This window comes from Streptomyces endocoffeicus (assembly GCF_016741935.1).
In the GTDB taxonomy this organism is placed as follows: Bacteria; Actinomycetota; Actinomycetes; order Streptomycetales; family Streptomycetaceae; genus Streptomyces; species Streptomyces endocoffeicus.
In genome coordinates, this window is the sequence record NZ_JAERRG010000026.1 from 107,682 (window position 1) to 130,978 (window position 23,297).

General features: G+C 68.7%; 25 protein-coding genes and 1 tRNA gene. 13 read left to right on the forward strand and 13 right to left on the reverse strand.

Annotated features, from left to right (window positions below; genetic code table 11):
- The first annotated feature begins 116 nt into the window (after positions 1–116).
- Positions 117–1,133 (forward strand): glycoside hydrolase family 6 protein, encoded by a 1,017-nt coding sequence (locus JK364_RS42055; RefSeq protein WP_372462066.1) that lies wholly within the window; start codon positions 117–119, stop codon positions 1,131–1,133.
- Positions 1,134–1,181: 48 nt separating this feature from the next.
- Here the strand turns inward: JK364_RS42055 and glxA are convergent, their stop codons facing one another.
- A complete protein-coding gene (gene glxA, locus JK364_RS42060; RefSeq protein ID WP_201856707.1) occupies positions 1,182–3,137 on the reverse strand; it encodes a radical copper oxidase GlxA in 1,956 nt (651 codons plus the stop codon).
- 434 nt (positions 3,138–3,571) lie between these two features.
- Here glxA and uppS point away from each other — a divergent pair, with 434 nt between their 5' ends.
- Together uppS and JK364_RS42070 are read left to right on the forward strand one after the other, a co-directional pair.
- Entirely contained in the window at positions 3,572–4,285 is a 714-nt protein-coding gene (gene uppS / locus JK364_RS42065; RefSeq protein WP_307841549.1) for a polyprenyl diphosphate synthase, read from the forward strand.
- A complete protein-coding gene (locus JK364_RS42070; RefSeq protein WP_201856708.1) occupies positions 4,207–5,793 on the forward strand; it encodes an oxygenase MpaB family protein in 1,587 nt (528 codons plus the stop codon). Before uppS ends, JK364_RS42070 begins: the two co-directional genes overlap by 79 nt.
- 5 nt (positions 5,794–5,798) lie before the next feature.
- On the opposite strand, the gene JK364_RS42075 is transcribed toward JK364_RS42070, so the two are convergent.
- From JK364_RS42075 to JK364_RS42085, 3 genes are read right to left on the reverse strand one after another with little or no spacing between them, the layout of a single operon-like run.
- Positions 5,799–6,479 (reverse strand): FadR/GntR family transcriptional regulator, encoded by a 681-nt coding sequence (locus JK364_RS42075; protein WP_201856709.1) that lies wholly within the window; start codon positions 6,477–6,479, stop codon positions 5,799–5,801.
- Positions 6,480–6,524: 45 nt separating this feature from the next.
- On the reverse strand, positions 6,525–6,701 hold the full coding sequence (locus JK364_RS42080; protein ID WP_201856710.1) for a DUF397 domain-containing protein: 177 nt from the start codon (positions 6,699–6,701) through the stop codon (positions 6,525–6,527).
- On the reverse strand, positions 6,698–7,525 hold the full coding sequence (locus JK364_RS42085; RefSeq protein ID WP_230993303.1) for a helix-turn-helix domain-containing protein: 828 nt from the start codon (positions 7,523–7,525) through the stop codon (positions 6,698–6,700). Before JK364_RS42085 ends, JK364_RS42080 begins: the two co-directional genes overlap by 4 nt.
- A gap of 114 nt (positions 7,526–7,639) precedes the next feature.
- Here JK364_RS42085 and JK364_RS42090 point away from each other — a divergent pair, with 114 nt between their 5' ends.
- Positions 7,640–8,074, forward strand: a complete 435-nt coding sequence (locus tag JK364_RS42090) for an ATP-binding protein (protein ID WP_201856711.1) — start codon at positions 7,640–7,642, stop codon at positions 8,072–8,074.
- 448 nt (positions 8,075–8,522) lie between these two features.
- Positions 8,523–9,113, forward strand: coding sequence for a choice-of-anchor C family protein (locus JK364_RS42095; RefSeq protein ID WP_201856712.1), 591 nt, complete (start codon positions 8,523–8,525; stop codon positions 9,111–9,113).
- 65 nt (positions 9,114–9,178) lie between these two features.
- Here the strand turns inward: JK364_RS42095 and JK364_RS42100 are convergent, their stop codons facing one another.
- From JK364_RS42100 to JK364_RS42120, 5 genes are all read right to left on the reverse strand, one after another.
- Entirely contained in the window at positions 9,179–9,964 is a 786-nt protein-coding gene (locus JK364_RS42100; RefSeq protein WP_201856713.1) for a hypothetical protein, read from the reverse strand.
- Positions 9,965–10,474 (reverse strand): hypothetical protein, encoded by a 510-nt coding sequence (locus JK364_RS42105; protein WP_201856714.1) that lies wholly within the window; start codon positions 10,472–10,474, stop codon positions 9,965–9,967. It abuts the gene before it with no gap.
- Positions 10,471–12,708 carry a glycoside hydrolase domain-containing protein gene (locus tag JK364_RS42110; protein ID WP_201856715.1) on the reverse strand — a complete coding sequence of 746 codons (2,238 nt, stop codon included), beginning with the start codon at positions 12,706–12,708 and terminating at the stop codon, positions 10,471–10,473. Before JK364_RS42110 ends, JK364_RS42105 begins: the two co-directional genes overlap by 4 nt.
- A gap of 30 nt (positions 12,709–12,738) precedes the next feature.
- Entirely contained in the window at positions 12,739–13,266 is a 528-nt protein-coding gene (locus JK364_RS42115) for a hypothetical protein (protein ID WP_201856716.1), read from the reverse strand.
- A gap of 293 nt (positions 13,267–13,559) precedes the next feature.
- Positions 13,560–14,168, reverse strand: coding sequence for a TMEM175 family protein (locus JK364_RS42120; protein WP_201856717.1), 609 nt, complete (start codon positions 14,166–14,168; stop codon positions 13,560–13,562).
- A gap of 183 nt (positions 14,169–14,351) precedes the next feature.
- On the opposite strand from JK364_RS42120, the gene JK364_RS42125 reads away from it, so the two are divergent.
- From JK364_RS42125 to JK364_RS42135, 3 genes are read left to right on the forward strand one after another with little or no spacing between them, the layout of a single operon-like run.
- Entirely contained in the window at positions 14,352–15,053 is a 702-nt protein-coding gene (locus JK364_RS42125) for a hypothetical protein (protein ID WP_201856718.1), read from the forward strand.
- 42 nt (positions 15,054–15,095) lie between these two features.
- Positions 15,096–15,668, forward strand: coding sequence for a hypothetical protein (locus JK364_RS42130; protein ID WP_201856719.1), 573 nt, complete (start codon positions 15,096–15,098; stop codon positions 15,666–15,668).
- Entirely contained in the window at positions 15,665–17,002 is a 1,338-nt protein-coding gene (locus JK364_RS42135) for a carotenoid oxygenase family protein (protein ID WP_201856720.1), read from the forward strand. The genes JK364_RS42130 and JK364_RS42135 overlap by 4 nt, the downstream gene beginning before the upstream one ends.
- Positions 17,003–17,106: 104 nt before the next feature.
- Here JK364_RS42135 and JK364_RS42140 read toward each other — a convergent pair whose 3' ends face one another.
- A complete protein-coding gene (locus JK364_RS42140; RefSeq protein ID WP_201856721.1) occupies positions 17,107–17,649 on the reverse strand; it encodes a PadR family transcriptional regulator in 543 nt (180 codons plus the stop codon).
- 60 nt (positions 17,650–17,709) lie between these two features.
- Positions 17,710–17,786, reverse strand: a tRNA-Lys gene (locus JK364_RS42145).
- Positions 17,787–17,971: 185 nt separating this feature from the next.
- Between JK364_RS42145 and JK364_RS42150 the strand changes: the two genes are divergently transcribed.
- Positions 17,972–18,565, forward strand: a complete 594-nt coding sequence (locus JK364_RS42150) for a lytic polysaccharide monooxygenase auxiliary activity family 9 protein (RefSeq protein WP_201856722.1) — start codon at positions 17,972–17,974, stop codon at positions 18,563–18,565.
- A gap of 51 nt (positions 18,566–18,616) precedes the next feature.
- Here the strand turns inward: JK364_RS42150 and JK364_RS42155 are convergent, their stop codons facing one another.
- Positions 18,617–18,826, reverse strand: coding sequence for a DUF397 domain-containing protein (locus JK364_RS42155; protein ID WP_201856723.1), 210 nt, complete (start codon positions 18,824–18,826; stop codon positions 18,617–18,619).
- A gap of 17 nt (positions 18,827–18,843) precedes the next feature.
- Positions 18,844–19,728 (reverse strand): DUF5753 domain-containing protein, encoded by an 885-nt coding sequence (locus tag JK364_RS42160; RefSeq protein WP_201856724.1) that lies wholly within the window; start codon positions 19,726–19,728, stop codon positions 18,844–18,846.
- A gap of 154 nt (positions 19,729–19,882) precedes the next feature.
- On the opposite strand from JK364_RS42160, the gene JK364_RS42165 reads away from it, so the two are divergent.
- The 4 genes from JK364_RS42165 (at position 19,883) to JK364_RS42180 (ending at position 22,901) form a co-directional block, all read left to right on the forward strand.
- Positions 19,883–20,284, forward strand: a complete 402-nt coding sequence (locus JK364_RS42165) for an ATP-binding protein (protein ID WP_201856725.1) — start codon at positions 19,883–19,885, stop codon at positions 20,282–20,284.
- A gap of 70 nt (positions 20,285–20,354) precedes the next feature.
- Entirely contained in the window at positions 20,355–20,765 is a 411-nt protein-coding gene (locus JK364_RS42170) for a hypothetical protein (protein WP_201856726.1), read from the forward strand.
- 390 nt (positions 20,766–21,155) lie between these two features.
- Positions 21,156–21,950 carry a helix-turn-helix transcriptional regulator gene (locus JK364_RS42175; protein WP_230993304.1) on the forward strand — a complete coding sequence of 265 codons (795 nt, stop codon included), beginning with the start codon at positions 21,156–21,158 and terminating at the stop codon, positions 21,948–21,950.
- Between the two features lie 54 nt (positions 21,951–22,004).
- The gene (locus tag JK364_RS42180; RefSeq protein WP_201856728.1) at positions 22,005–22,901 is read left to right on the forward strand and encodes a helix-turn-helix transcriptional regulator; all 897 of its coding nucleotides are present in this window, start codon (positions 22,005–22,007) and stop codon (positions 22,899–22,901) included.
- The last annotated feature ends 396 nt before the right edge of the window (positions 22,902–23,297 follow it).

A 23,297-nucleotide genomic window follows, 5' to 3' on the forward strand; every position in this document is an offset into this window, starting at 1 on the left:
TACCGGGGGCTCTGCCCCTTGCGCTTCCACCGGGGTTGCGCCGGGTCGAAGCGCGGCGCGGGCGCGCCGGCCGTTCGCATCAGGTTGCCCGTACCCACACCGGCGCCCGCAGCCGTATTCGCGTGGTCTCCGTCGCCGGGGCGCTCCTGTCATGTGTCGTGGTCTCCGGGTGCTTCGGGGCGTCGAAGGGGGGCAGCGACCATGCCTCGGTCGCCAGGGAGCCGAAGCAGCGGCCCAAGGCCACGATCCCCTATTGGGTGAATCCGGACGGCAGCGCGGCGCGCCAGGTCGCGGCGTATCGGAAGAAGGGCGAGGACGGCGAGGCCAGGCTGATGGAGAAGATCGCGGAGCAGCCCGTCGCGGAGTGGCTGGGGGTGGACGATCCGGAGCGGCAGGCGCGGGGGTTCACCGCGGCCGCGGACCAGGTGAACCGGGACGCGCTGCTGGTCTTCTACGACATCCCGCACCGCGACTGCGGGCAGTACTCCAAGGGCGGCGCGGCCGATGGCGACGCCTATCGCACCTGGCTGGACAAGACGGTCCGGGGGATCGGCGACCGCCGGGCGACGGTCATCCTGGAGCCGGACGCGCTGCCGCACGTGGTGGACGGCTGTACGCCCAAGCGGTACCTCGAGGAACGGTACGACTTACTTACCGGCGCTGTGGACAAGCTCAAGGGGCTGCCGCGCACCAAGGTCTATCTGGACGCCGGAAACCCCCACTGGATCAAGGACCCGCGCCGGCTGGTCGAGCCGCTGAAGCGGGCCGGTATCCGTAAGGCCGACGGCTTCGCGCTGAACACCTCCAACTACCAGACGACCCGGGAGAACCGGGCGTACGGCAAGCGGCTGTCCGCGCTGCTCGGCGGCAAGCCCTTCGTGATCGACACCAGCCGTAACGGCAATGGCCCGGCCCCGGGGAAGAACGACCCGCAGGCGTGGTGCAATCCGAAGGGCCGGGCGCTGGGCGAGCGGCCGACCGTCGACACCGGGGACAAGCGCATCGACGCCTATCTGTGGATCAAGCGTCCGGGCGAGTCGGACGGTACCTGCAAGGGCGGTCCCACCGCGGGTCGGTGGTGGCCCCGGTACGCGCTCGATCTCGCCCGTAACGCCGACCGTAAGGACAGCTAGCGACAGCTGGCCAAGGACAGCTGGCCATGGCCGGCGGTCAAGCGGCTGTCACTTCTTCTTCGGGTTCTTCGGGGCGGGCACCTTCACCCACACCGCCTTCGACGGCGTCCCCTGGTCGTCCACCGCGTTGAGCATGTACCACCCCGGCGGCACCACGGACGAGTCCTTCGGCAGGGTCACCGTCACCCCGTCCTTCGCCCGGGTGAAGTCGAGCGCGATCGACCGCTGCTCGACATTGGTCACATGGGTGAAGGAGCCGGGCCGGATCAGCCGCATCTTGGTGATCGCCGACGCGTGCGCGGTCCGGTAGGTGGTCTTCCCGCCGAGCTTGACCGTCCTGGGCGCGGTGTCGGCGAGCTTCGGACGGGAGTCGCGGAAGAGATACGGCGGGGTGTAGAGGTCGATCTGCTGCTGGAACTCACCCGGTGTGGTGTTGGCCTTGTCGGCGAAGAGCGAGTCCGAGCCGAAGGTCATGACCCGGCCGTCCGGCAGGAGCAGCGCCCCCGAGTGGTAGTTGCGGCCCACCAGCGGATCGGCCACCCCGCGCGCGGTGTTGCTCTTCGGGTCGTAGAGCTCGGCCTTGAGCACATTGGTGGCGCCGCGGCCCCGGTAGTCGCCAGAGCCGTTCGTGGTCAGAACGGTGTCATCGGGCAGGATCACACTGCTCGGATAGCGCGCCTTCGCATACAGATCCGGGCCATCGCGGAACCGCGGCTTGTCGGCGTGCAGATCGACGATCCGGGTCTTCGCCGAGGACTTGGGGTCCTCGCCGACCCCGCCCCCGCCCTGCACCATGTACCGCTGGTCCTGCGCGGGCGGCAGCAGCACGGACATCGACGTCTCCAGGGCGTCCGAGTCGCTGATCCCCGGGATCACATCGAACCGATTGGTCTTCAGGTCCCAGATCCCGGGCGTGCGGCCCTTGTCGTCCGGGCCGTATCCGGCGTTCGAGCCGGTGTAGAAGATCCGGCCCTTGTCGGTCAGGAACAGCGCGGGGTAGGTCGGGAAGAAGCGCTTCTTGGGCAGGTACTTCCACTTGTTGGTCTTGGGGTCGTAGATCTCGTTCTTCCCCGGCACCATCTGGCCGATCTCGTCCAGCCCGGAGACCGCGAGCACCTTGCCGTCCTGGAGGGGGGTCAGGGTCGGGTACCAGCGGGCCTCGTTCATCGGATCGACCGGGACATACCGCTCGGCCTTCGGGTCGAACTCGTACACCTGCTTGATGCCCTGGAAGTCCTTCTTGTCGAACGACAGCTTCTGGGCCATCCCGTAGAAGTTCCGCTTGTCCTTTCCCTTCAGCCCGGAGATCCGGTAATTGTCCTCGGTGCCGGTCTGGTACTTCTTCCCCTTGCGCAGTGCCTCCACATAGACCCGCGCCGTGCTCGCGGTGACGGTGACCTTCCCCTTGCGATTCTTGCTCTTCTTCGCGCGCGGAACGAGAATCGGATCCTTGGACTCGAACGTCTTGCCGTTCTCCTTCCCCGTGAAGCGGGTCCCGGCGGGGAAGGTCTTCGGCTGGTCGGGGCTCTCGTTGTGGACGAACATCAGTCCGCCCGCCTTCTCGACATTGCCCCTGAGCTTCTCATAGCGCTGGGTACCGCCCGCCACCAGCAGCTTTCCGTCCGGGAGCTGGCTGTGCCCGGAGCAGAAGAGGTCCTTGGGGGTGGGAATGTTGGTGAAGGTGTTCTTCTCCGGGTCCCACAGGACGCTGCGGAAGGATTTGGCGGCGAAATTCTTGGCGTTGTTCCCGGAACCGGCCACCAGCAGCACCTTGCCGGTGTGCAGCAGGGCGGCGTGGATCGTATTGATCCGGTATGCCTCGGGGACATCGACCACATCCCAGTGGCCGTTCTCCGCCTTGTACTCCGGTTGGTCGATTTTGTACGCGTGGTACTTGTCCGAGCTGAAACGGTAGAGGGCCGGGCCGTTCATCCCGGCCAGCACGGTGATCGCCGCCGCACCGATCCCGAAGCGGCGGGTGCGGCGACTCGGTCGGTACTTCACTTCTTATCGTCCCCCAAGGGCGGGCTGCGTGTTCCGTTTCTCCTGGCGGACGGTCCACCGCCAGGCGATGATCGGCGCGGCTGTGGCAGCCAGGGCAAATGATGCCCAAACGGTCATCGCGGGATGACTGTGGCCGAAGTAGAAGGAAGAGGCGAGCGACCCGCCGAAGACCACCAGGAATTGAGATCGCTCTCGGCACCTCTTGATTCGGACAACAGTTTCAAGGGTGAATGTGTGGCTCCGGTGCGGCATTCGGGCTCGGGGGCTGGCACTCTGCTTCGGGGCTGGCACTCTGCTTCAGGCGCGATCGCCGTGTTGACCTGTGGTGGCGGGCCAAGGGGAGGGCTGTCGTGGTAGCTGGGCACACCGCGGGCGATGCGTTCGCCGATCCCGCTTCCGCCTCGCGGTTCGCCGATGGTGACCGGTCGCTTGGGGTGCCGCGTCACGTGGCGTGTGTGATGGACGGCAATGGACGGTGGGCGGCCCAGCGGTCGCTGCCGCGTACGTCAGGTCATCGGGCGGCGGAGACGACCGTGATCGACGTCATCGAGGCGGCTCGGGCCGCGGGCGTGGAGTGGCTGAGCCTGTACGCCTTCTCCACCGAGAACTGGAGCCGGCCGGGTGCCGAGGTCGACTATTTGATGCGGCTGGTGCGCGCGGTGGTGCGCAAGCACGCGCCGCTGCTGCACGCGCGGGGGATCCGCTGCCGTTTCCTCGGGGTGAGCGACCCGAGGATCCCTGGGGCGTTGGCACGCGACTTCGCCGATCTGATGACACTGACCGGCGACAACCGAGGTATGACCTTGACCGTCGCGTTCGATCACGGCGGCCGCGGGGACATCGTCGCGGCGGCGCGGTCACTGATCCGCGCGGGTGTGGCGGCCGAGGCGGTGGACGAGCGGAGTTTCGCCGCCCATCTGCCGTTCCCCGACACACCCGACGTGGACCTGGTCATCCGGACCTCGGGGGAACAGCGCATCTCCAACTTCATGCTCTGGCAGGTCGCCTACGCGGAATGGGTCTTCCCGACCGTGCTGTGGCCCGACTTCCGCGCGCCGCACTTCCTCGAATGCCTGCACATCTACCGGCAACGCGATCGCCGCTTCGGTGGCGCGCTGCCCGAGCGGAACGGAGATTCCCGATCGTGACCAACGCAGACGGCGGAACCCCCGACAGCGGCCAGGACGGTGCGACCGAGTTCGACGGCGGTACGTCACGGCCGAGTGCGGAGAACGGACGCGGGCCGTTGTTCGGCGCGGGCTCGCAGTTCCAGGAATTCGTCAACGATCCGCGGTGGGCGCTGGCCATGGTCCGGGCGACGGTGCTGGAGGCCGCGCACCCGCAGGTCGGCGCCGCGCTGATCGACAACTCCACTTTCGTCGCCCACCCGTGGCGACGGCTGCGCAACACCCTCCGCAGCTTGCAGCGCATGTTCGGGGACGACGAACAGGTACGGCTCCGCGAGGCGGCACGGCTGAACCGCCTCCACGCACGGCTCAATGGAGCCGACCCGCGGGGCCGGCCCTACAGCGCGATGGACCCCGCTGTACGGGCCTGGGTGGTGGCGACCATCTTCGAGTCCACCGTGACCATGTGCCGACTGAGCGGACAGCCTCTTGAGCAGCACGCCATGGAGCGGCTGTACACCGAGTTCCAGGCATACCTGGCCGCCATGGGAGACGAGGCCGGTCACCTGCCGCCCACCCTCTCCGAGTTCTGGCTCTACTACGACCACGTGGTGGCACAGGAGCTGGAGAACACCGAGGCGATGCGGATCATCCTCTACAAGCTGTTCGACCATCTGCCCGCTCCGGCCCTGCTGGGCGGGGTGCCCACGCTATGGGCCACCGGCCGGGCCGTCGTCGGCCCGCTCATCGGGGCGATCACCGTTGCCTCGCTCCCGGAGCCCTTCCGCCGACGTGCCGGGCTGCCCGAGATGCCCGGTGCTCAGACGCTGATGCAGGGGGCTTATCTGGCCGTCGGCCTGGCCCGGTTCCTGCCGAACGGCTGGCTCCGAGCTGACGCCATCGCCGACCTGCTGGCTCTCTCGCCCCACAGTGACGACCCGCGAGCTCGGGCGGTCACCGCCCTGCACGACAAAATGCGGCGGGCCGGTGCCCTGATCCGGCTCATCACGCCTCTCCCTCCGCAACCGGAACCCGTCTCCCGCAACGGCACCGAACGCAGTGCGGAGGAGTTCTTCCGCGAGGTACTCGACCAGACCGGCGACGGGTACCTGGACTGGCCGGACCTCGCCGCCATGGCCCGCGAACTGTCCACCCGCCTCGATCTGGAGGAGCCCGAGGAAACGAGGCTCTACAACGCCTACGCCGACTGGTGGCGCGAACTCCAGACGGCACTGGACACCGACGGTGACGGCCGCGTCAGCGCCCGCGAGTACGCCACCGCCGTTCCCGCCCTGGCCGGCCCCGCACTGATCAAGGTCGCCGAGGTCCTCTTCGACGCCACGGACAAGGACGGCGACCAGCACATCGACGCAGACGAATACCGGGCGCTGTTCCAGACCGCGTTCCACCGCGATGCGGTCGGCACCGACCGTACCTACACGCGCGGCGCCTTCATCGGGGACTTCCTGGCCTTCATGTCCGGCCGCCGACGATCGACAGCCTACGATCCTCTGCTCGCCCAGGCGTGAGCCGCTCAGTCGCGGTGCGCCGAACGCAGTCGGATGCGGATGTTGCCGAAGTGGTCGCGGATCGCCCCTTCGGCCCGCAGGGCGTCACCCGAGCGCACCGACTCCAGGATCTCCCGGTGCTGCTTGCAGGTGACCCTCGGATCCGTGGGCACGTCCACGAGGTCGGTCCGCACCCGGTGGAAGGCGTCCCAGAACGCCTCCAGTACCTCGCTCAGCAGCGTGTTGTCCAGCCTCCCGTAGAGCGCGGCGTGAAACGCCCGGTCCGTCTCGGCGCGCACCGAGCCCTCCGCCGCCTCCGCCTCCATCCGCCGTACAACCGCGTCCAGCTCGGCGAGATCCGCCTCCGGGATGCGGCCTGCCAGCCGCGCGATCAGCCCCGTCTCCACGGCCTCGCGCAGCTCGAGGAGTTCGAGCAGGCTGTCCTCGCCCCGGTAGTGCCCGGCGACGGTACGGAAGATCAGCCCCTCGATCATCGGCGCCATCGACATGGGTCCGACGTACGTCCCGAAGCCGTGCCGGATCTCCACGATCCCCATCGCCTGCAGCGCCTTGAGCGCCTCGCGTACGGAGTTGCGGCTGACGCCGAGGAGCTCCATCAGCTCGGTCTCGGTGGGCAGCGGGGCGCCCGAGGGGAGCCGCTGGTCGATGATCAGCCGCTTGATACGTTCCTGTATGTGCGCCGCCACCGCCACCTCCGATCCGGACAGCTTAGCGGCGGCGGCACGAGCAGGTCAGATGTGTTCGATGAAGGCGGCCCAGGCTTCGGGGGAGACAGTGAGCGGGGTCCGCTCGGTGTTCTTGGAGTCCCGGATGTGGACGGCCTTGGTGCGTATGGCTACCTCGACGCAGTTGTCCCCCTCGCTTCCGCTGTAGCTGCTCTTGAACCAGTCCGGTTCGGTCATGCTCATAGCGCTCCTCGCATCTGCTTCAGCAGGCTCACGGTCGCCCCACAGTCAAGGGCTTCCGCACGCAGCCTGCCATAGCGCTGGAGGAGGACACTCACGTCTTTCGGTGCGACTATCAGGCTGCTAGAACGCTGCCCTTCGGTGTAGCCGACCCACTGATGGTCCGGGGTCTCGGCCAGGTACATGTGGCCGTCGACACCGGAGTGCTCCTCCTGGCACAGCGGCATGAGCTGGATCTCCACGTTGCGCTGACGGCCGACCTCCAGCAGATGGTCGATCGACGCCCGGGTAACCTCTGGGCCTCCCAAGTGCCGTTCGAGTACGGCCTGTTCGATGATGAAGCTGAACGCTGTGCTCGGCCTCTCGGTGAGAAGGTGCTGGCGGTCCAAGCGGGCCGTGACCTCTCGCTCGACCTGTTCCTCAGTGACGGGCGGCAGCCTCCGCTCAAAGAGGGCGCGGATGTACGGTTCGGGCTGGAGCAGCCCGGGGATCGCCCGGCACTCATAAGCGAGGAGGGACACCGCCTCCTCCTCGATCCCCGCCCACCGTAAGAACCACGACGCGAGGCCGACCTTTCGGGTCAGCGTGCGGTACGCCGCGCCCAGGACGCGGGCGGCCGGGGCGCCCAGGACCTCCTCCGTGCGCGGGATCAGTTCCTTCGGCGGGAAGCGCCTGCCCTGTTCCATCTTCGCGACGTACGTCGCCGAGTACCGGACCCGTGGGGCGAACTGCTCCTGCGTCAGGCCCGCCTCGTCCCGTAGGGCCTTCAGTACCGCGCCAAAGGTCTTGAGGCTCTCCGACGTTTCCGGTTCGCTGTCTTTTGTCATCCTCATATCGTCACGGGCGGTGACCGGTCCGGTCCAGGCGGTGAACTGGTACAAGCGAAACTGGGTGGGTGTCGTGCCTGGCAGAGGCCGCCGCCGGGCCGGGACGCTTCCGCCATGACCGCACCACAGGGCCAAGTCCCCGTCACCGTACGTACGTTCGCGCAGCGATTCTCCGCCACCCGGCGCGGCGCCCGGCTCGCCCGGCTGTTGGCCGTCCACCAGCTCACCGAGTGGGGGTTCGCCCCAGGGGTGGGCGGCTATGACGCGGCGATCCTGGTCGTGGCCGAGCTCTCGGCCAACGCGGCGCTCCATGGGCGCGTACCGGGGCGGGACTTCGGGGTGCGGCTGGCGTACGACGAACGGAGTGGCGTCCTGGAGATCGAGGTGAGCGACACCCACGAGAAGTGCCCCGTGCCGAAGGCGCCCACGTCGGACGACGAGGAGGGGAGGGGGCTGATGCTGGTCGAGGCGGTGGCGGATCGCTGGGGCATCAGGGAGCGAAGGGGGCCGGGCAAGACCGTATGGGCGCGGATCACCCAGGCGAGGTGACTTTGAGCAAGGGTCCGGGGGATGGGGGCCGGGGCCTCGCCGCCGGCCGCCGGGCCGGTGGGGGTCGGCGCCGTGGCGGCTCAGCGGTGTGGGGGCTCGGGCCGATCCGGGCCGCCGGTCGACCGCCCCTCCGGGTACCCCCCTAAAAAACGCTTGATCTGAAGCAACTAATTTGTCAAACAGTTTCGAGAGGGGTACCCCACCCCCTGCCCCGCTGCTCACATGCGCCGAAGGCGCGAGACGGCGCCGCGCCCGACCGAACCGCGTAACCCAACACCCCCTCCCCGAGGGGCGGCTGGCGCGATGGACCGGCGCACCAGCCGCGCTCGACCCGGTCCGCACCACGGTGCGCCGGGGGGCGGGCCCTGGCGTGTGATCCTCCGGTACGGAAGATTCAGCGGCGCCATCAATTCGGTGCATTGCCGAATGAGTCGCACTGGAGGGGAACATGTCGCCTATTCGCATCTTTGTCGCATCGCTCGCCGTCGCCGGGGTGCTGGCCGGTATGGGGGCCGGTACCGCGACGGCTGCCGCCGTCAGCCGCTTCGACGACGGCAGCTTCGAGACGCCCACGGTGGCGGCCAACACGTTCGTGAACCTGGGGACGGGCGCGTCCATCGGGCCGTGGAAGGTCACGGCCGGAAACGTGGACCACATCGGGGACGGCTTCTGGCAGGCGGCCGAGGGTGGCCAGTCCGTGGACCTCAATGGTGGGGGTGCCGGGACGGTGGAGCAGACCTTCACCACGGTCCCGGGGAAGCGGTACTCGGTGACGTACTCCCTGGCGGGCAACCCGGCGGGCGGTCCCAGCGTGAAGACCGGATCGTTACTGATTGACGGGCAGAACTTCCGGAACTTCACCTTCGATATCACCGGCAAGTCCTTCGGGAACATGGGCTATGTGACCCAGGAGGTGACCTTCGTGGCGCGCGGCACCTCCACGACGCTGGCGTTCGCCAGCACCAACGGCAGCGCCTACGGGCCGGTCATCGACGACGTCAGGGTCAGCGCCTGCACGCCCTGCCCCTCCTGCGACTGATCGCAGAAGGGAGCCCTCGGCGCCCCCACGCGCCGGGGGCTCCCCCGTTCTCGGCAGAACTTCGCTCAGGCGGCCGCGCGCTGGCTGCGGGCCAAGGACGTCGCGGCCTTGCGGCGCTTGGGTGCGAGCACGTCGACCGGGGCGCCCGCGCCGCCGCCCGGCGTCTCGCGCCAGCGGTCCAGCCTGGCCACGACCTCGGCCAGCCGCCGATCGCCGGGATGGACGGCCACGTAGAAGAGCGACTCGTCCGGCTTCCGGTCGTCCCCGCCCCAGCGGACCACGCCGTCCAGCTCGGCGAGGATGTCGCGGATCACCACCTCCTGCTGCGGGAAGAAGCCGCCCTTGACGCCCGGCGGGTAGTGGCCGGGCCGGATCCGGACCGCCGTCCCCGACGCCTGGTTGCCCTCCGGCAGCCCCTTGCGGACCGTGCCGGGGCTGCGCCAGCCGATCACATCGCCCTTACGGAGCTCGTCGATCTCGTAGTGGTAGCGGCGGATCACATGGACCAGCACGGTCTCCGGTGCGCCGATGCGGACGGTGACGCCCTCCAGCGGGGTGCCGGGCACCGGGCGGGACCAGATGGCTCCGCCGCCGTCGGCGACCTTCTCCATCTCCCAGCCGTTGGGGCTCGGTCTGCCCGTCAGCACCCGGGCCTGGTTGGCCCGGAAGCGGCGGTATGCCTTCCGGATCTCCTCGCCGGTGGGCGTCTTGGAGTGCGAGGACGCGGCGTACGCGGGCGTCGCGAGCAGCGCGGAACCGGGGAGGGAGGCCAGCGCCGCCGCGCCGAGCAGCGCACCGGAGCGGGCGAGCAGCTGCCTACGGGATGGGTGGGATGGGTTGAACACGCTCATTCATCGTCCCCTCGTGACGGTAGGGCTGGTGGACCGGTTCTGGTCGCGGGTCACCACGGATACGGTGCCCGTGGCGATGGCCAGGGCGAAGGCGATACCCATGGCCGGGTTGACGTATCCGGGGACCGCGGCGTCGTAACTTCCGCCCTTGTCGATCTGGCAGGTGAAGCGCAGCGGAAGGTAGCGCGCTGAATAGCGGTCGACCTGGGCCGCCTTCTCCGGGCTGCCCGCCTTGGCGCACGCCTCGCGCATGGTGTCGCTCTCCATGAACATCACATGGAGCGCGCCCCAGATGTACAGGGCGATGGTCACGCAGACGGACAGCAGGGCGATTCCGCCGAGCCATTCGGCGCGCGTCTTCCGGCGGCCGGTGCGCTTGGCCAGGCCGGAGCCGAGGAGGGCGATCAGGGTGCAGACGGTGATGACCCCGATCAGGCAGATGAACAGCAGCAGGATCGAGTTGAGTCCGTCCGGCGAATCGGCCGCAAGGGATGAAGGCGCTTTGTTCACCGCATCATCCTGTTGTACTTCTCGAAGATGTAGTAGAGCGGCATGCGCTTTTTGGCGTCGGTGAAGGCGGGCTCCTTCGGGCCCTGGTAGCGCCGCAGCACCTCGTAGATCTCCGACTCCTTGTAGTCCAGCGAGGGCCGGCGGATCGCCGTTTCCGCGTCGACGCTGCCGGGCTTGCCGTCGGCTCCCCAGATATGGGCGTGGCCGACGGAGGTGAGGGCGAAGTCGTTGTCCGTGCGGAGCTTGTCCCACACCGAGAAGACGTCGGAGTCCTTGTCCGGGTCCTTCGGGGTGCCGGTCACCAGGCCGGTCCTGATGGAGTTGTTCCAGCAGAGAACGCCCACCAGCCCGAACATCTGGGCCACACCGGTGCTGCTGTCGCGCAGCGACACCACCCCGGGCAGGTCCTTGGCCCAGTCCGGCACATAGCCGTTGTGATAGAGCCACACCCCGGCGTCCTTGACCAGGTCCTCATTGCCGTAGTGCCGGAACTCCCAGAACGCCGTGGTCTGGATGAGTGCCTTCCGCATGCCGTAGGCCCGTGCCGTATTGGTCACGGCGACATCCCTGGCGATGATGGTTTCCAGGCACTGGGTGGTGGTGTAGATCCGGCCGTCGTCCTCGGGGAATCCGATGGACTTCATATACGTCTGGACGTCGGCGAGCAGCCCCGGGAAATAGGCCTGGTTGAAGAGGCTGTCCGGCATCGTCGCCACCGGGGGATTGAACGACCCCTGTCCGGTGTCCAGGCCGGAGGCGATGTTGTTGTCGATGTTGATCGAGCCGTCGCCGGAGCCGATCGTCTTGGTGACGATCTGGTCGAAGGCCCAGTTGGGCGGCAGCGGATAGCCGTAGTTCCCGGAGAATCCGCTGGACATGTCGGAGACGAAACTCGCCGTGGCATGGCCCGCCTCGGAGACCCGGATGCACACATTGCGCGGTCCGTAGACCCCGATCTTGTACCGGTTCCCGGCGATGGCCATGCCGTCCACGATGCCCTTGAAGTGCGGCAGGACATTGTCGGTGACCTCGTAGTCGTACGCGTCGAAGTCCACGGCGAAGAAGATCCGGGTGCCGTCCTTGAAGCCGTGGTCATCGGCGGCGTTCGCCGCCGCGATGCCCGCCGCGTTGCCCGCCGTGTAGTTGAAGCCCGAGGCGTCACGGCCGAAGGTCTGATAGATCGGGAAACACCGGAGCCCGTTGTCGGCGAGGGTCTGGAGCTCGCCGATCTGGATGGCCTTCTCGGGGAGATCGGTGGTGCTGGGGTTGGTGAGATAACGGCCGATGTACTTGTACCCGGCGGCCTTCAGGGTGTTGGCACGGGCCTGGGTGATCTTGGTGACGCCGTCGCACGCCTGGCCCTGGCGGTCCTGGTCGCCGTAGGAGACCAGCAGCGACGCCCAGGTGGAGTAGTCGCCCTTTCCGGTGACCGGGAGCTTGGCGAAGTCCTGGAAGCTGCTCACCGCCGATTGCAGCGCGGATCCGAACGAGGTGCTGAACGGCACATTGGGCCGCTGGTTCAGGATCATCGCGGCGGAGAACAGCCGCACCCAGGTGCTGGTCTCGCCCGAGGCGACGGTGTGCTGCTTCAGCCCGGACTGGGTGCCGGGGCCGAAGTTCCCGTTGGCCACACCGTCGGCCATGCCGAGTTCGTACTGCACCGCCAGCAGCATGGACTTGGCGACGGTCCGCGAGTGGTGCCCGTCGCACGGGATGACGAAGTAGTCCTGCCGCTTGATGTAGCTGGCGTTCAGATGCTGCTGCACCTTGCGGATGTCGGCGCCGCCGTCACCGGTGACGATGTAGGCGTCCATGGTGAGCAGCCCCTTGAAGACCTTGGGGGAGAGGCTGCCCGCCTCGAAGACGCCCGCCACGCCCATGTCGGTCATCAGCTCGGTGAGCGAGTTCGCCACCGTGGAGCTGAACGCCCCGTCGATCCCGCCGCCGTTGTACCCCTTGCAGTACAGCCCCGACTGAATGATCTTCGTGAACTTGGCCGAGGGCGTCGTACTGGCGGTGAGCTTCGGATACTTCGACTGGAGCGTGCTCAGCGTGGTGGGGCCGAAGCTGTCGGAGAGACTGGTGATGCCCAGCTCGTACTGGAGCGCCCGGGTGAGCGCGTACATCACGGTCCAGCTCGTCTTCCCGTCCACCTCGAGCGCCGGAATGCCCAGCTTCCCGCCGTATGTGTCGTTGATGAACTGCTGCGCCCGCATGACCATGGCGTCGGCCATGACGTCTCCTTCAGTGCCGAGTGACGGGGGTCAGTTGCACGCGAAGACGTAGTCGGACTTGTAGTTGATGTAGAGGCTGCTGGAGGTCTTGCCCATCTTGGCGGTCACCGGGGCGCAGGCGAGGCTGGAGACGTAGACCGGGCCCGCGTACTCGCTGAAGTTGCCCGAGTCGGTGTCGCAGCCGGTGCCGTCCACCTTGCAGACCTTGAGGTACATGTACTGCGAGGCGCCGTAGTTGTTGTCCATGATCGCGCAGCCCTTGCCGCCGTTGGTGTAGCTGAACAGCGTGGCCAGGCGCATGTTCGGGTCGGTGCCCTCGGGCAGCGGAACGACCTTGTTCAGCGCGTAGCCGGTGCCGCACACGGTCGCGGCGGCGGCGGTCGGCCCGGGGTTGGCCTTGGCGAACGCCTTGGTCTCGGCCGACGCCCGCGGGGACACCTTGACGTCGGTCGCATCGGGGCGCTCGGCGGCGGAGGCCTGGGGCGCGGTCAGCGTGAGGACGGCGGCCGCGGCGGAGGCGAGGGCGGCACCGACGGTGGATCTGAGGATTCTGGACATGGACGTACCCCTCCCGTGAAGGCTGATGAGAGCGAAGAACGCGAGGGCCTCTCCCCAAGGCCCGAACGCGGCAACAAGCGCTTTCCGCGCTGTGGTCGCACGGAAGATATTCACTGGTCATGGCCTTGGACAAGAGGTCTGGACACGTCGGGAGAGCGGAGCGTGGCCTTCCGGCGGCAGGCCGTCACGGAGGAAGTACGGAGTGGGTCCCCAATGAGGGGATAAAGCGACTCATGTGCAAGGAGCTCGGTATACGGAGTGTTGATATGTGTTGCTGGTCACTATCTCCTGACTCAGTGGGCGCGTGTCCGCCCGAGGCAATACCGGACGGGAACGGCCAGGAGCCACCAGTACTCCGCCGCGTCGGACGAGACGATCACCGCCACCGGCACCGAGCTTCCGAAGACGAACGCGATACCCACCGCGTGCTGGAGTGACCGGGCGAACAGAGTGCGCGGAATGTCGGTGTCGCGCAGGCCGGGGCGCCGGAGGAGGCGGGTCGACATCGCCGCGATCAGCAGCGCGGCCAGGGCGATCGTGCCGGCGTACAGCGAGGTCGCGATCGCGCTGCTGTGGTACTCCGTGACGATCTTCGTCGGAAACGGCAGGGCGGCGACGAGGGCCATCAGCGCCAGATCCAGGTAGAGCAGCGGGCCGTCCACCACCTTGGTCATCCGGAACAGCCGGTGATGCGAGATCCACAGCGCTCCGACCACGACAAAGCTGAGCAGATATCCGGCGACCGACGGGAGCGCCTCCTCCCGCAGCGCGTGCCCGAGTTCGGCCGCGGGGAGATCCTCCGGGACCGTGATCTCCAGGGCGAGGAGCGTGATGGCGATGGCGAAGACCGCGTCGGAGAACGCTTGTATCCGCTCGATGTCGATTCCGTGCAGAGACCTCACCGTCAACAGCTCCTGATTCATGTCGGGTGCGGGGCGCGGGTGCGGCCCGGTGGGACTCTGCATACTACGAAGCTGACATGTCAAGTCGGCTCGTGCTGCGGAATAGGTGCCCAGCTGTAGGGACTCTATGGGGTCATTGATGTCATCTTTGACATGTCGAGAGTGACATGTACTTTGAAGTACATGAGCTTCTTCGAGGTTGTGGCCGCCGTGGCGGTCGTCGTGGCCCTCATCGCGCGCCAACTGCGCGGAGAGGCGCTCACCGGGCGGCGGCTGATGCTGCTCCCCGTGGTTCTCACCGTGATCGGCATAGCCGACCTGAGCCGGAACGGCCGCCATCCGGCCTCCATCGACGTGGTGTGCCTGGTGGCCGGAGCGCTGCTGGCCGCCGGTATCGGCGCGGCTCAGGGCGCGACGATGCGGCTGGAGCGGCGCGCCGGTGTGCTGTGGGCGCGGATGCCGCCGGTCGGCCTGTGGCTGTGGGCCCTGCTGGTGGTCACCCGCGTGGGGATGATGGCCGTCGCCCACGTGGTGGACGCGAAGGTGGCGGCATCCTCGGCGACCATCCTGCTGATGCTGGGCGTCAACCGGCTCGGGCAGGCGCTTGTCCTCGTCCCGCGCGTGATGTCCTCCGGCATGGCGTTCGCCCCGGAGCGGGACGGCAGGACGTTCCCGGAACAGGTGTCGCAGCGGTTCGCGCCTCCGCCACTGGACGACGAGGCCCCCGGGCGGCCTGGCGGCGCCGGTCCGGCGGCACCCGCCGGTCCGACGGCACCCACCGCCCCCACGGCGCCGTACACCGACCGGCGTCAGGGCGATCCGCTGGACCTCATACGCGGTCGCAGGCAGCAGCGCCGGGCGCGCCGGTTCAGCGACTGGCGCTGACGGCCCGCGGCGGCCGAAATCCCCCCATCAACAAGGAGCGGAATGCAATTCATCAAGGGTTTCCTGCCATGGGTGGCCTTCGCGGGCCTGTCCGCCTTCGGATGGCAGTGGGCATCCCTGGGCGCTCTCGTCGTCAGCGCCTTGGTCCTGGTCAAGGGGTTGATAGACGGCTACAAGGCCGACGCCCTCGTGCTGGAGTACAGCAACACCCTGTTCTTCGCGCTGTGGACCGTGCTGGCCTTCGCCGATACGAACAGCCCCGCCGAGCATCTCGACGGGCCGGTGTCCATGGCCTGGCTGGCCGCCACCGCCTGGGGTTCGATCGTCTTCGGCCGTCCGTTCACCACCGGTCTCGCGAAGCGGGACGTACCGCCCGAGATGTGGAACGACCCCGGCTTCATCAGGACCAATCTGATTCTCACCAGGGTCTGGGCCACCGCCTTCTCGATCAGCATCCTCACCCTGGGCCTGGTCGTGGTCGCCGACCTGAACGTGGCGTTCAGGGTCTTCTTCCAGGCCACCGGGCTGATCGTGCCCGCCATCTTCACGGTCCAGTACCCCAAGCGTGTCCAGGCGCGGATGAACGACGCCATGGTTCAAGGAGTCCGAGCATGACGACCACCACACCCGCCCCGCACCTCGCGCAGAACTACGCCCCGGTGATGGACGAGATGACCGTCCGGGACCTGGAGGTCACCGGGGCGATTCCCCCGGAGCTCAGCGGCTGGTACCTGCGGAACGGGCCCAACCCCCAGGACGCCGACTCCGCCCACTGGTTCCTGGGTGACGGCATGGTGCACGGTGTCCGTCTCGAGGGCGGCAGGGCGACCTCGTACCGCAACCGCTGGGTCAGGACCACGAAGCTGACGGACGTCCGGAATACCTACGACGACGGTCCCGAGGAGGACTTGCTCGCGGGCTCGGCCAACACCCATGTGGTGCGGCACGCGAGGCGCACCTTCGCCCTGGTGGAAGGGTCCCTTCCGTACGAACTCGACTGCCGCCCCGGCCGCGAGCTTGACACCGTCGGCCCCTACGACTTCGGCGGGCGTCTCAACACCGCGATGACCGCGCATCCCAAGACGTGCCCGGTCACCGGCGAGCTCCACTTCTTCGGATACGGCGGTTTCAAGCCCCCGTTCCTCACGTACCACCGGGCGGACGCGTCGGGCGCCCTGACGGTCAGCCGGCCGATCGATGTGCCGGCGCACACGATGATGCACGACTTCCACCTGACCACCTCCTACGTCGTCTTCATGGACCTGCCCGTCCTCTTCGACCAGGACGAGGCTCTCCACGGCGACGGTCTTCCGTACAAGTGGCACCCGACGTACGGGGCGCGGCTCGGCGTGCTGCGCCGCAATGACCCGTTCGGTGCCGTCCGCTGGCTTCCCATCGAGCCGTGCTACGTGTTCCACGCGCTGAACGCGTACGACGAGGGGCCCGACAGCGGGCGGATCGTGATGCACGTGGCCCGCTACCCGGTCTACAACGAGACCAATGCCACCCTGTGGCGGTGGGAGCTCGACCTCGACGCGGGCAGGGTCACCGAGGTCCAGATCGACGACACTCCGTGTGAGTTCCCCCGCGTGGACGACCGCCTCGCGGGCCAGGACTCCCGATTCGGGCACGTCACGGTGGCCGACACCCCGCATGTCGGCACCGGCCTGCCGCGCTCCTATCTGGTCCGCTACGACCTGCACTCGGGCACCGCGACGCGCCATGAGTTCGCCGCGGGCCGGACTCCGGGCGAGGCCGCGTTCGCCGCGGCCGACGACACGCCGGGCGGCCCCGGCTGGCTGATGAGCTACGTCCACGACGCGAGCACCGACAGGAGCGACCTGGTGATCCTGGACGCCCAGAACGTCGTGGCACCACCCGTGGCCACGATCCACCTTCCCCGCCGCGTCCCGTTCGGCTTTCACGGCAACTGGCTGCCGGACGAGTGACGGCGTCGCCGACCGGGACGCGGCGGCGGGGCACGGACGGGGGCACCACGGATTCCGTGGTGCCCCCGTCCGTTGGGCCGTGGCGCGTCAGGAGGAGGCGATGCCTATGCCGAGTCGGACCCTTGGCGCCTGTTCACGTGTTCGATGGCCCATAGCGCCCAGTCGTGAGTCGCCTGGTACTGGCGCAGGCCGTACTCGGCGGCGAGCTGTCCGAGGGTGTCGCGGCCCTGTCGTGGTTCGGCGTCCTGTTCCGCGCGGAGCCTGCGGAGTTCGGAGATGCGCCCCTCGGCGTGCTCGACAAGGCCGCGCAGCGCGGTGACGGTCTCGTCCGGCTCCAGCGCTTCGAGCAGGAACAACCGCAGGACCTGCTCATTGCGCACCACGCCCTGCCCCCAAGGCGCGAGCAGCCACTCCCGCAGCTCCTCGCGGCCCTTGTCCGTCACCGCGTAGGTCCGGCTACGGCGAGCGCCCTCATGCGTCACCTCGACGAGCCCTTGCTCCGCCATCCGGATCAGCTCGGGGTACACGCTCGTGTGGCCGGCCTGCCAGGCGTACCGCCCGAGGTCGCGCTCGAACTCCTTGCTCAGCTCGTAGCCGCTCGCGGGCTCGATGGCGAGGAGGCCCAGCAGTGCGTGCGACAGAGACATGGAGAAATCCTAATGGGCGTCCTCGGAAGCCGAGGACGCCCAGGTCAGCGATATAGGTGCTGGTGCGCCGCCAGGGACTCGAACCCCGGACCCGCTGATTAAGAGTCAGCTGCTCTAACCAACTGAGCTAGCGGCGCCCGCTGACGTGGGAATCCTACCGGACCCGGCGGGGTGTTCAGGGTGCCGTCGGGGCCCGTCCGCCCCGGTGTCCATCTCGCGCCATTGGTATGGACATGACCATTGCCCCTGGATACTCTCACACTTGGTCTAGACCGCCGTGCACGGCTCGTCGAAGCACTCCCCACGTCTTCAGGAGCGAAGCATGCGCAAGAAGATCAGCGCCGCCGTCATCGGCATCGGTCTCGCGGCGATTTCCGTCCTCGCGACCGGCGGCAGCGCCTCCAGCCACGGCTACACCGACTCGCCCATCAGCCGCCAGAAGCTGTGCGCCAACGGCACGGTGACGGGCTGCGGCGACATCCAGTACGAGCCCCAGAGCGTCGAGGGTCCGAAGGGCTTCCCCTCGGGCGGTCCCGCGGACGGTTCGATCTGCGCGGGCGGCAACAGCCGGTTCTCGCAGCTCGACGACCCGCGGGGCGGCAACTGGCCCACGACCAAGCTGACCGCCGGCCGGAGCTACACCTTCAACTGGCGGTTCACGGCCTCCCACGCGACCACGGACTTCAAGTACTACATCACCAAGAATGGCTGGAACCCCAGCCAGAAGCTGACCCGTGCGAGCCTGGATTCCCAGCCCTTCCTGACCGTTCCGTACAACGGTCAGCGTCCGCCGTCCACGCTCTCCCACTCGGGGACCATCCCGAGCGGTAAGACCGGCAGACACATGATCCTCGCCGTGTGGACCATCGCGGACACCTCGAACGCCTTCTACGCCTGCTCGGACGTCCAGTTCTGACGTCGCTGGTGTGGTGCCGCCCCGGGGCGGCACCACACCGTCGTCACACGATCAGGCGTCGAACGCGCCCGCCTTCGCGCTCCGGACGAAGGCGGCGAGCACCGCCGGCACGGTGGTCAGCGCGGTGCCGGGGTCGTCGCTCTCACGCAGCCGGACGCGGCCGCCGGCGGCGGTGACCTCGACGCACTGTCCCTCGCCCACGGAGTACGAGGACTTGCGCCAGTGGGGGTGGCGATGCGCGGTCATTGCAGAGGTGTTCATATGTGGGGCCCTCTTTCTCATACCAGACCAGCGATAAGGGCCTTCGTCGCATCCGTGGACAGTGCGCGGTCCGCGATATGGCCGAAGGCGTCGGCGAAGACGTTGACGTCGTCGACTCCTTCGACGTAAGTGGGGCCGCGCAGGTTCTCCTGGGTGACCACATCCGGCATGGGGCCCGGGAAGGCCACGAGTGTGAACGCTCCGGCGTCCCCGGGGTTGGGGGCCGCGTCGATCGGCATCACCTGGAGCGTGACCGTGGGCCAGTCCGCCACGTCCAGCAGCCGCTTCAGCTGAGCGGCCATGATGTCGGGCCGGCCGGTGAACCTGCGGCGCAGCGCCGCCTCGTGGATGACGGCCCACAGCCGCAGCGGGTGGCAGGAGCGGGTGAGGACGGCCTGGCGGGCCAGGCGCACCTCGGCGAGGGCGTCGACCTCGGAGGCGGTGCGGGCCACGGCGTTCGCCGCGATGGTCTCGCGGGCGTAGTCGGCGGTCTGGAGCAGGCCGGGGACGACCAGTGAGGCGTAGTCGCGGACGCTCTCCGCGTCGCTCTCCAGCGATATGTAGTCGGCGTAGGCGGGGCCCACGACGCCGCGATAGGTCTGCCACCAGCCGCGTTTGCCCGCGTCCTTGGCCAGTCCCTCCAGGGCTATGCGGGTGCCCGGGTCGGTGACGGCATAGGCCCTCAGCAGGGTTTCGACCTCGGTGGTGCGGATCGTCGCGTTGGCGTTCTCGATCCGGGAGAGTTTCGGCGCCGTCCAGCGGCGGGCGTCGGACGATCCGTTCGCGGCCGCATTGAGTGCGTCGGCCGCCGCGTCCAGTGTCATCCCCGCTTCGGTGCGCAGTTTCCGTAGCGTGGAGCCCAGGCGCCTGCGCCGAACGGTGGGCACTGGCTGGTAGGACATGTCGCCAGTCTGTCGTATTGCCAACTACGCCTACCAGCCAGGCATATGCCAGTCTTGGGCGAGTGGGTCGAAACATTGCGAGTGGGACGTTCCATAGGCCAGGATCGCTAGGGGACACGGCAGCGCGTCGTGCTTTGGAGGGGCCCCGGAGCATATGGCTGAGAACATCTCGCAGCGATACGAACTGCGCCTCCGTGCCCATCCGCGGATACTCGCCGACATACGCCGCGCCGTTGCGGCGCGACTGCGGCTGTGGGGGCGTGAGGAACTGATCAGCGCGGCGGGTATGTGCGTCACCGAACTGCTGTCCAACGTTCACAAGCACGCGGCCTCTCCCGAATGCGTCCTCACCCTGGAGAACCTTCCGCACGGAATCCACGCGGCGGTGAGCGACAACGAATCCGGGCTGCCGGTCGTCAAGGAGCCGGACTTCCTCTCCGAGAGCGGCCGGGGGATGTTCCTGCTGAGCAAGACCGCCCATGACTGGGGCACGGATCTCACCCCGACCGGCAAGACGGTCTGGTTCACCCTCCGCGCGGAAGAGGTGGAACCGTGAGCGGAAGCGGTGGAACCGTGACCAGCGGCGCCGGTAGCGTGGGGCCGAGACATGGGGCAGGGGGTGGGCCATGGACCCGGTGACGACGGGTGCGCTGGTCGCGGCGGTCAACGCGGCGGTGTCGGGCGCCGGCGGCGAGGCCGGGCGGCGGGCCCTGGACTCCTTCGGCGCGCTGGTCCGCAGGGTGCTGCGGCGGGGCGAGGGCGAACCGGCCGGTGAGCCGGATCCGGAGCCGGGTGGCCCGGATCCGGTGGCGATTCCGTACGATGACGGCGTCCGGCTGCGCCAGTTGGCCGATCTGGTGGTCGAACGGGCCCGTCAGGACCCGGAGTTCGGCCGTGACCTGGCGGCCTGGATGCGTGAGCACGGCGAGCCGGCCGGGGAGGCGGGGGCCGTGCACAACAGCATCGGGGGCAACGCCCGTATCACCGGCCCGGTCATCCAGGGACGGGACTTCCAAGGGCCGATCAGCTTCGGCTGATGCCGATCGGCCGTGCCGAGTTGGCAGTAACCGGACATTGGCCCCCACGCCGCGTCGCCGAACGGCGTCGATTCGCTGCGGTCCGTAGTCTCCCCGGGTCCGGAAGGTGCACTCGCCGGTAACTTGTGGACACGCGCCCCCGGCGCATCGGCGGCCCGACAGCACGACGCGCGCCGCCGCACGCCGTTTTGACAACTCTTTACCTCACGCCCCGCGTTGACGCGGTCGCTGTGCGCGAATTAGTGTCGTCATGGATTTCGCACAATGCTGCTCACGCATTTCGGGGCAGGGAAATTGACGAGAATCAGGCCGGTATTCGCATAACCAGGTCACTGTCACCCGGCAGGGGAAGTCATGGTTGGTCTTGTGAGGGTGCCCGAGCCTTCTCCCATGAGCACGGAGAGCACGGAGACTCCCTCGTCGGGCGCCATCGACTATGTCGAACACGCGCTGTTGGCCGCCCGTGATCTGATCGAGTCCACGGTCACCCGGCACCGAAGGGAGCTGGCCCAGGACTCCTGGGCGGGGACGGCTCTGGGGAAGGTGCCGCTCGCCGAGGTCGTCGACACCCTGGTCGACTGCGCCGAGCGGACCGTCAGCGTGGTGCTGCCGGGCAACGAGGAGCAGACGCGGGCCGTCTGCGCCGCGCTCGCCCGCCCGGCCAGGGGAGCCCGGCGCGCCGTCGTCGTACGGCTGTTGTGCGAGGAGCCGGTGCTGGCCTCGGGGGCGGTACGGGCGCTGGCGCGCACCGATCCGCGGTGCGAGATCCGGATCTGCGACGGCGGGCTGCCGGCGTTACCCGAGGCGCTGCTCATCGACGGCGAGGTGGTCTACCTCAGGAGGGGGCCGTCGGAGCCGGGGCGGGGCCCGGGGCAGGCATCGCTCGTCGAGGACCCCGCCACGGTGCGGGCCCTGGAGATGATGTTCGCCGGGACCTGGGGGAACGCCGTGGCGCTCGCGGACCATCCGCGGCTGGGCGGGCGGTTGTGCCCGGACTCCGCACGGCGGATCCTGGAGTGTCTGCGCACCGGCCACACCGATGAGGTGGCGGCGCGCCAGATGCAGGTCTCCCTGCGCACCTATCGCCGGTACGTGGCGGAGATCATGCGTGAACTGGGGGCCAACTCCCGCTTCCAGGCGGGGGTGCGGGCGGTGGAAATGGGGCTGCTGCCCAGCCGTCACTGAACGGCGCTCGAGACCTTGACCACGTCACGAGGCGGAAAGTGCGGGAATATCGACATGATGGAGCGCGGACGCGATCCTGGACCGGAGGCCGCGCTCGCGGGAGACAGCCTGGAGGGGACGCTACGGGAGGTACGGGACCTCATTGAGTCCACGGTGATCCAGCACCGCGCCCGGCGCGCCCGGGACGCGCGGTTCACCGAGGTGGGGGTGGAGGACGCCGCGTTCCTCGCCGCCGCCGAGGACGTGATCGGCCAGGCCGGGCGGAGCGTGGACGCCGTCTTCCCCGAGTGCTCGTCCCGGATGGCGCCGGTGCAGGCCGCGCTCGGCGCGCTGCTCACGGACCTCGGCGAGCCGGTCGGGGTGCGGGTGCTGCGCGGCAGATCCGCCCCTGGCCCCGGATCGACCGGGCCCGCCTCCGGGGCCGCTGCCGGGCCCGCCTCCGGACCCGCTGCCGGAGCGGCGCCGTCGGGGCCCGCACCGCGGCCCATCCCCGGGCCCGCGCCGCCCGCGGAGGCGCCCGGTGCCGCCCCGGCCGCCCGCCCCGCGCAGGTGCGGATCGCGTCGGTGCCGCTGCCCACGGCGGTGATCGCCGACGGCCGGACCGCCCTGGTGTGCACCGAGGCCGAGGAGGGGCGGCAGACCTCGGTCATCGAGGACCCGGTGGTGGTGGCCACCCTGTACGGCATGTTCCGCTCCATCTGGGGCGGCGCCGTGCCCGCCGCCCGCCCGCTCGACTTCGGCAACCGCGCCCGCACCGAAATGGTCCGCCGGGTGCTGGCCCGGCTGCGCGACGGGGTCACCGACGAGGCCGCCGCCCGCGACCTGGCGATCTCGGTGCGTACGTACCGCCGCTATGTCACCGGGATCCTGGAGCTGCTGGAGGCCAACTCCCGTTTCCAGGCGGGGGTGCGCGCCACTGAGCTCGGCATCCTTGGAAATACGTCCACATGATAATTTCGTTTTCCCCATCGACATTGTGATCCGGAGCGTGCTGGCGATAGGTTGCCTGCGGGCGTGCCGAGATCTGGTAACAGCCGGTAATGCAAGGGGATTTGGGGATGACCGAAGGGCACGGAAGGGGCGCGACCGCCACGGCGGGCGCGGACGGCGAGTCGACTGCGGACGAGCCGCATTCACCCCGACCGGGACATGCGCGAATGACCGGTGACGGCGGCGGAAATGGTGAGAAGCCGCGGTCCGGGGCCGTCCGGAAAATGACCGGAGCGGCATCCGGGGCGGCTCTCGCCGACCGGCGCGGAACACTGTTCCGGAGTGTGCTGCCGCCGCTGGTATTCGGGCTGTTGCTGCTTGTCGTCTGGGACGTCGTGACCCGGACCGGAGCCGTTG

Excerpts from the sequence above, each read along its gene's own strand:
- JK364_RS42090 (WP_201856711.1), top strand. The coding sequence starts at position 7,640 with ATGACCGCACCACAGGGCCAAGTCCCCGTCACCGTACGTACGTTCGCG.
- JK364_RS42160 (WP_201856724.1), bottom strand. The coding sequence starts at position 19,728 with ATGTCCTACCAGCCAGTGCCCACCGTTCGGCGCAGGCGCCTGGGCTCC.
- JK364_RS42085 (WP_230993303.1), bottom strand. The coding sequence starts at position 7,525 with ATGACAAAAGACAGCGAACCGGAAACGTCGGAGAGCCTCAAGACCTTT.
- JK364_RS42110 (WP_201856715.1), bottom strand. The coding sequence starts at position 12,708 with ATGGCCGACGCCATGGTCATGCGGGCGCAGCAGTTCATCAACGACACA.
- JK364_RS42080 (WP_201856710.1), bottom strand. The coding sequence starts at position 6,701 with ATGAGCATGACCGAACCGGACTGGTTCAAGAGCAGCTACAGCGGAAGC.
- JK364_RS42070 (WP_201856708.1), top strand. The coding sequence starts at position 4,207 with ATGCCTGCACATCTACCGGCAACGCGATCGCCGCTTCGGTGGCGCGCT.
- JK364_RS42180 (WP_201856728.1), top strand. The coding sequence starts at position 22,005 with ATGATGGAGCGCGGACGCGATCCTGGACCGGAGGCCGCGCTCGCGGGA.
- JK364_RS42170 (WP_201856726.1), top strand. The coding sequence starts at position 20,355 with ATGGACCCGGTGACGACGGGTGCGCTGGTCGCGGCGGTCAACGCGGCG.
- JK364_RS42115 (WP_201856716.1), bottom strand. The coding sequence starts at position 13,266 with ATGTCCAGAATCCTCAGATCCACCGTCGGTGCCGCCCTCGCCTCCGCC.
- JK364_RS42155 (WP_201856723.1), bottom strand. The coding sequence starts at position 18,826 with ATGAACACCTCTGCAATGACCGCGCATCGCCACCCCCACTGGCGCAAG.
- JK364_RS42130 (WP_201856719.1), top strand. The coding sequence starts at position 15,096 with ATGCAATTCATCAAGGGTTTCCTGCCATGGGTGGCCTTCGCGGGCCTG.
- JK364_RS42165 (WP_201856725.1), top strand. The coding sequence starts at position 19,883 with ATGGCTGAGAACATCTCGCAGCGATACGAACTGCGCCTCCGTGCCCAT.
- JK364_RS42140 (WP_201856721.1), bottom strand. The coding sequence starts at position 17,649 with ATGTCTCTGTCGCACGCACTGCTGGGCCTCCTCGCCATCGAGCCCGCG.
- JK364_RS42095 (WP_201856712.1), top strand. The coding sequence starts at position 8,523 with ATGTCGCCTATTCGCATCTTTGTCGCATCGCTCGCCGTCGCCGGGGTG.
- JK364_RS42100 (WP_201856713.1), bottom strand. The coding sequence starts at position 9,964 with ATGAGCGTGTTCAACCCATCCCACCCATCCCGTAGGCAGCTGCTCGCC.
- JK364_RS42125 (WP_201856718.1), top strand. The coding sequence starts at position 14,352 with ATGAGCTTCTTCGAGGTTGTGGCCGCCGTGGCGGTCGTCGTGGCCCTC.
- JK364_RS42150 (WP_201856722.1), top strand. The coding sequence starts at position 17,972 with ATGCGCAAGAAGATCAGCGCCGCCGTCATCGGCATCGGTCTCGCGGCG.
- JK364_RS42135 (WP_201856720.1), top strand. The coding sequence starts at position 15,665 with ATGACGACCACCACACCCGCCCCGCACCTCGCGCAGAACTACGCCCCG.
- JK364_RS42175 (WP_230993304.1), top strand. The coding sequence starts at position 21,156 with ATGAGCACGGAGAGCACGGAGACTCCCTCGTCGGGCGCCATCGACTAT.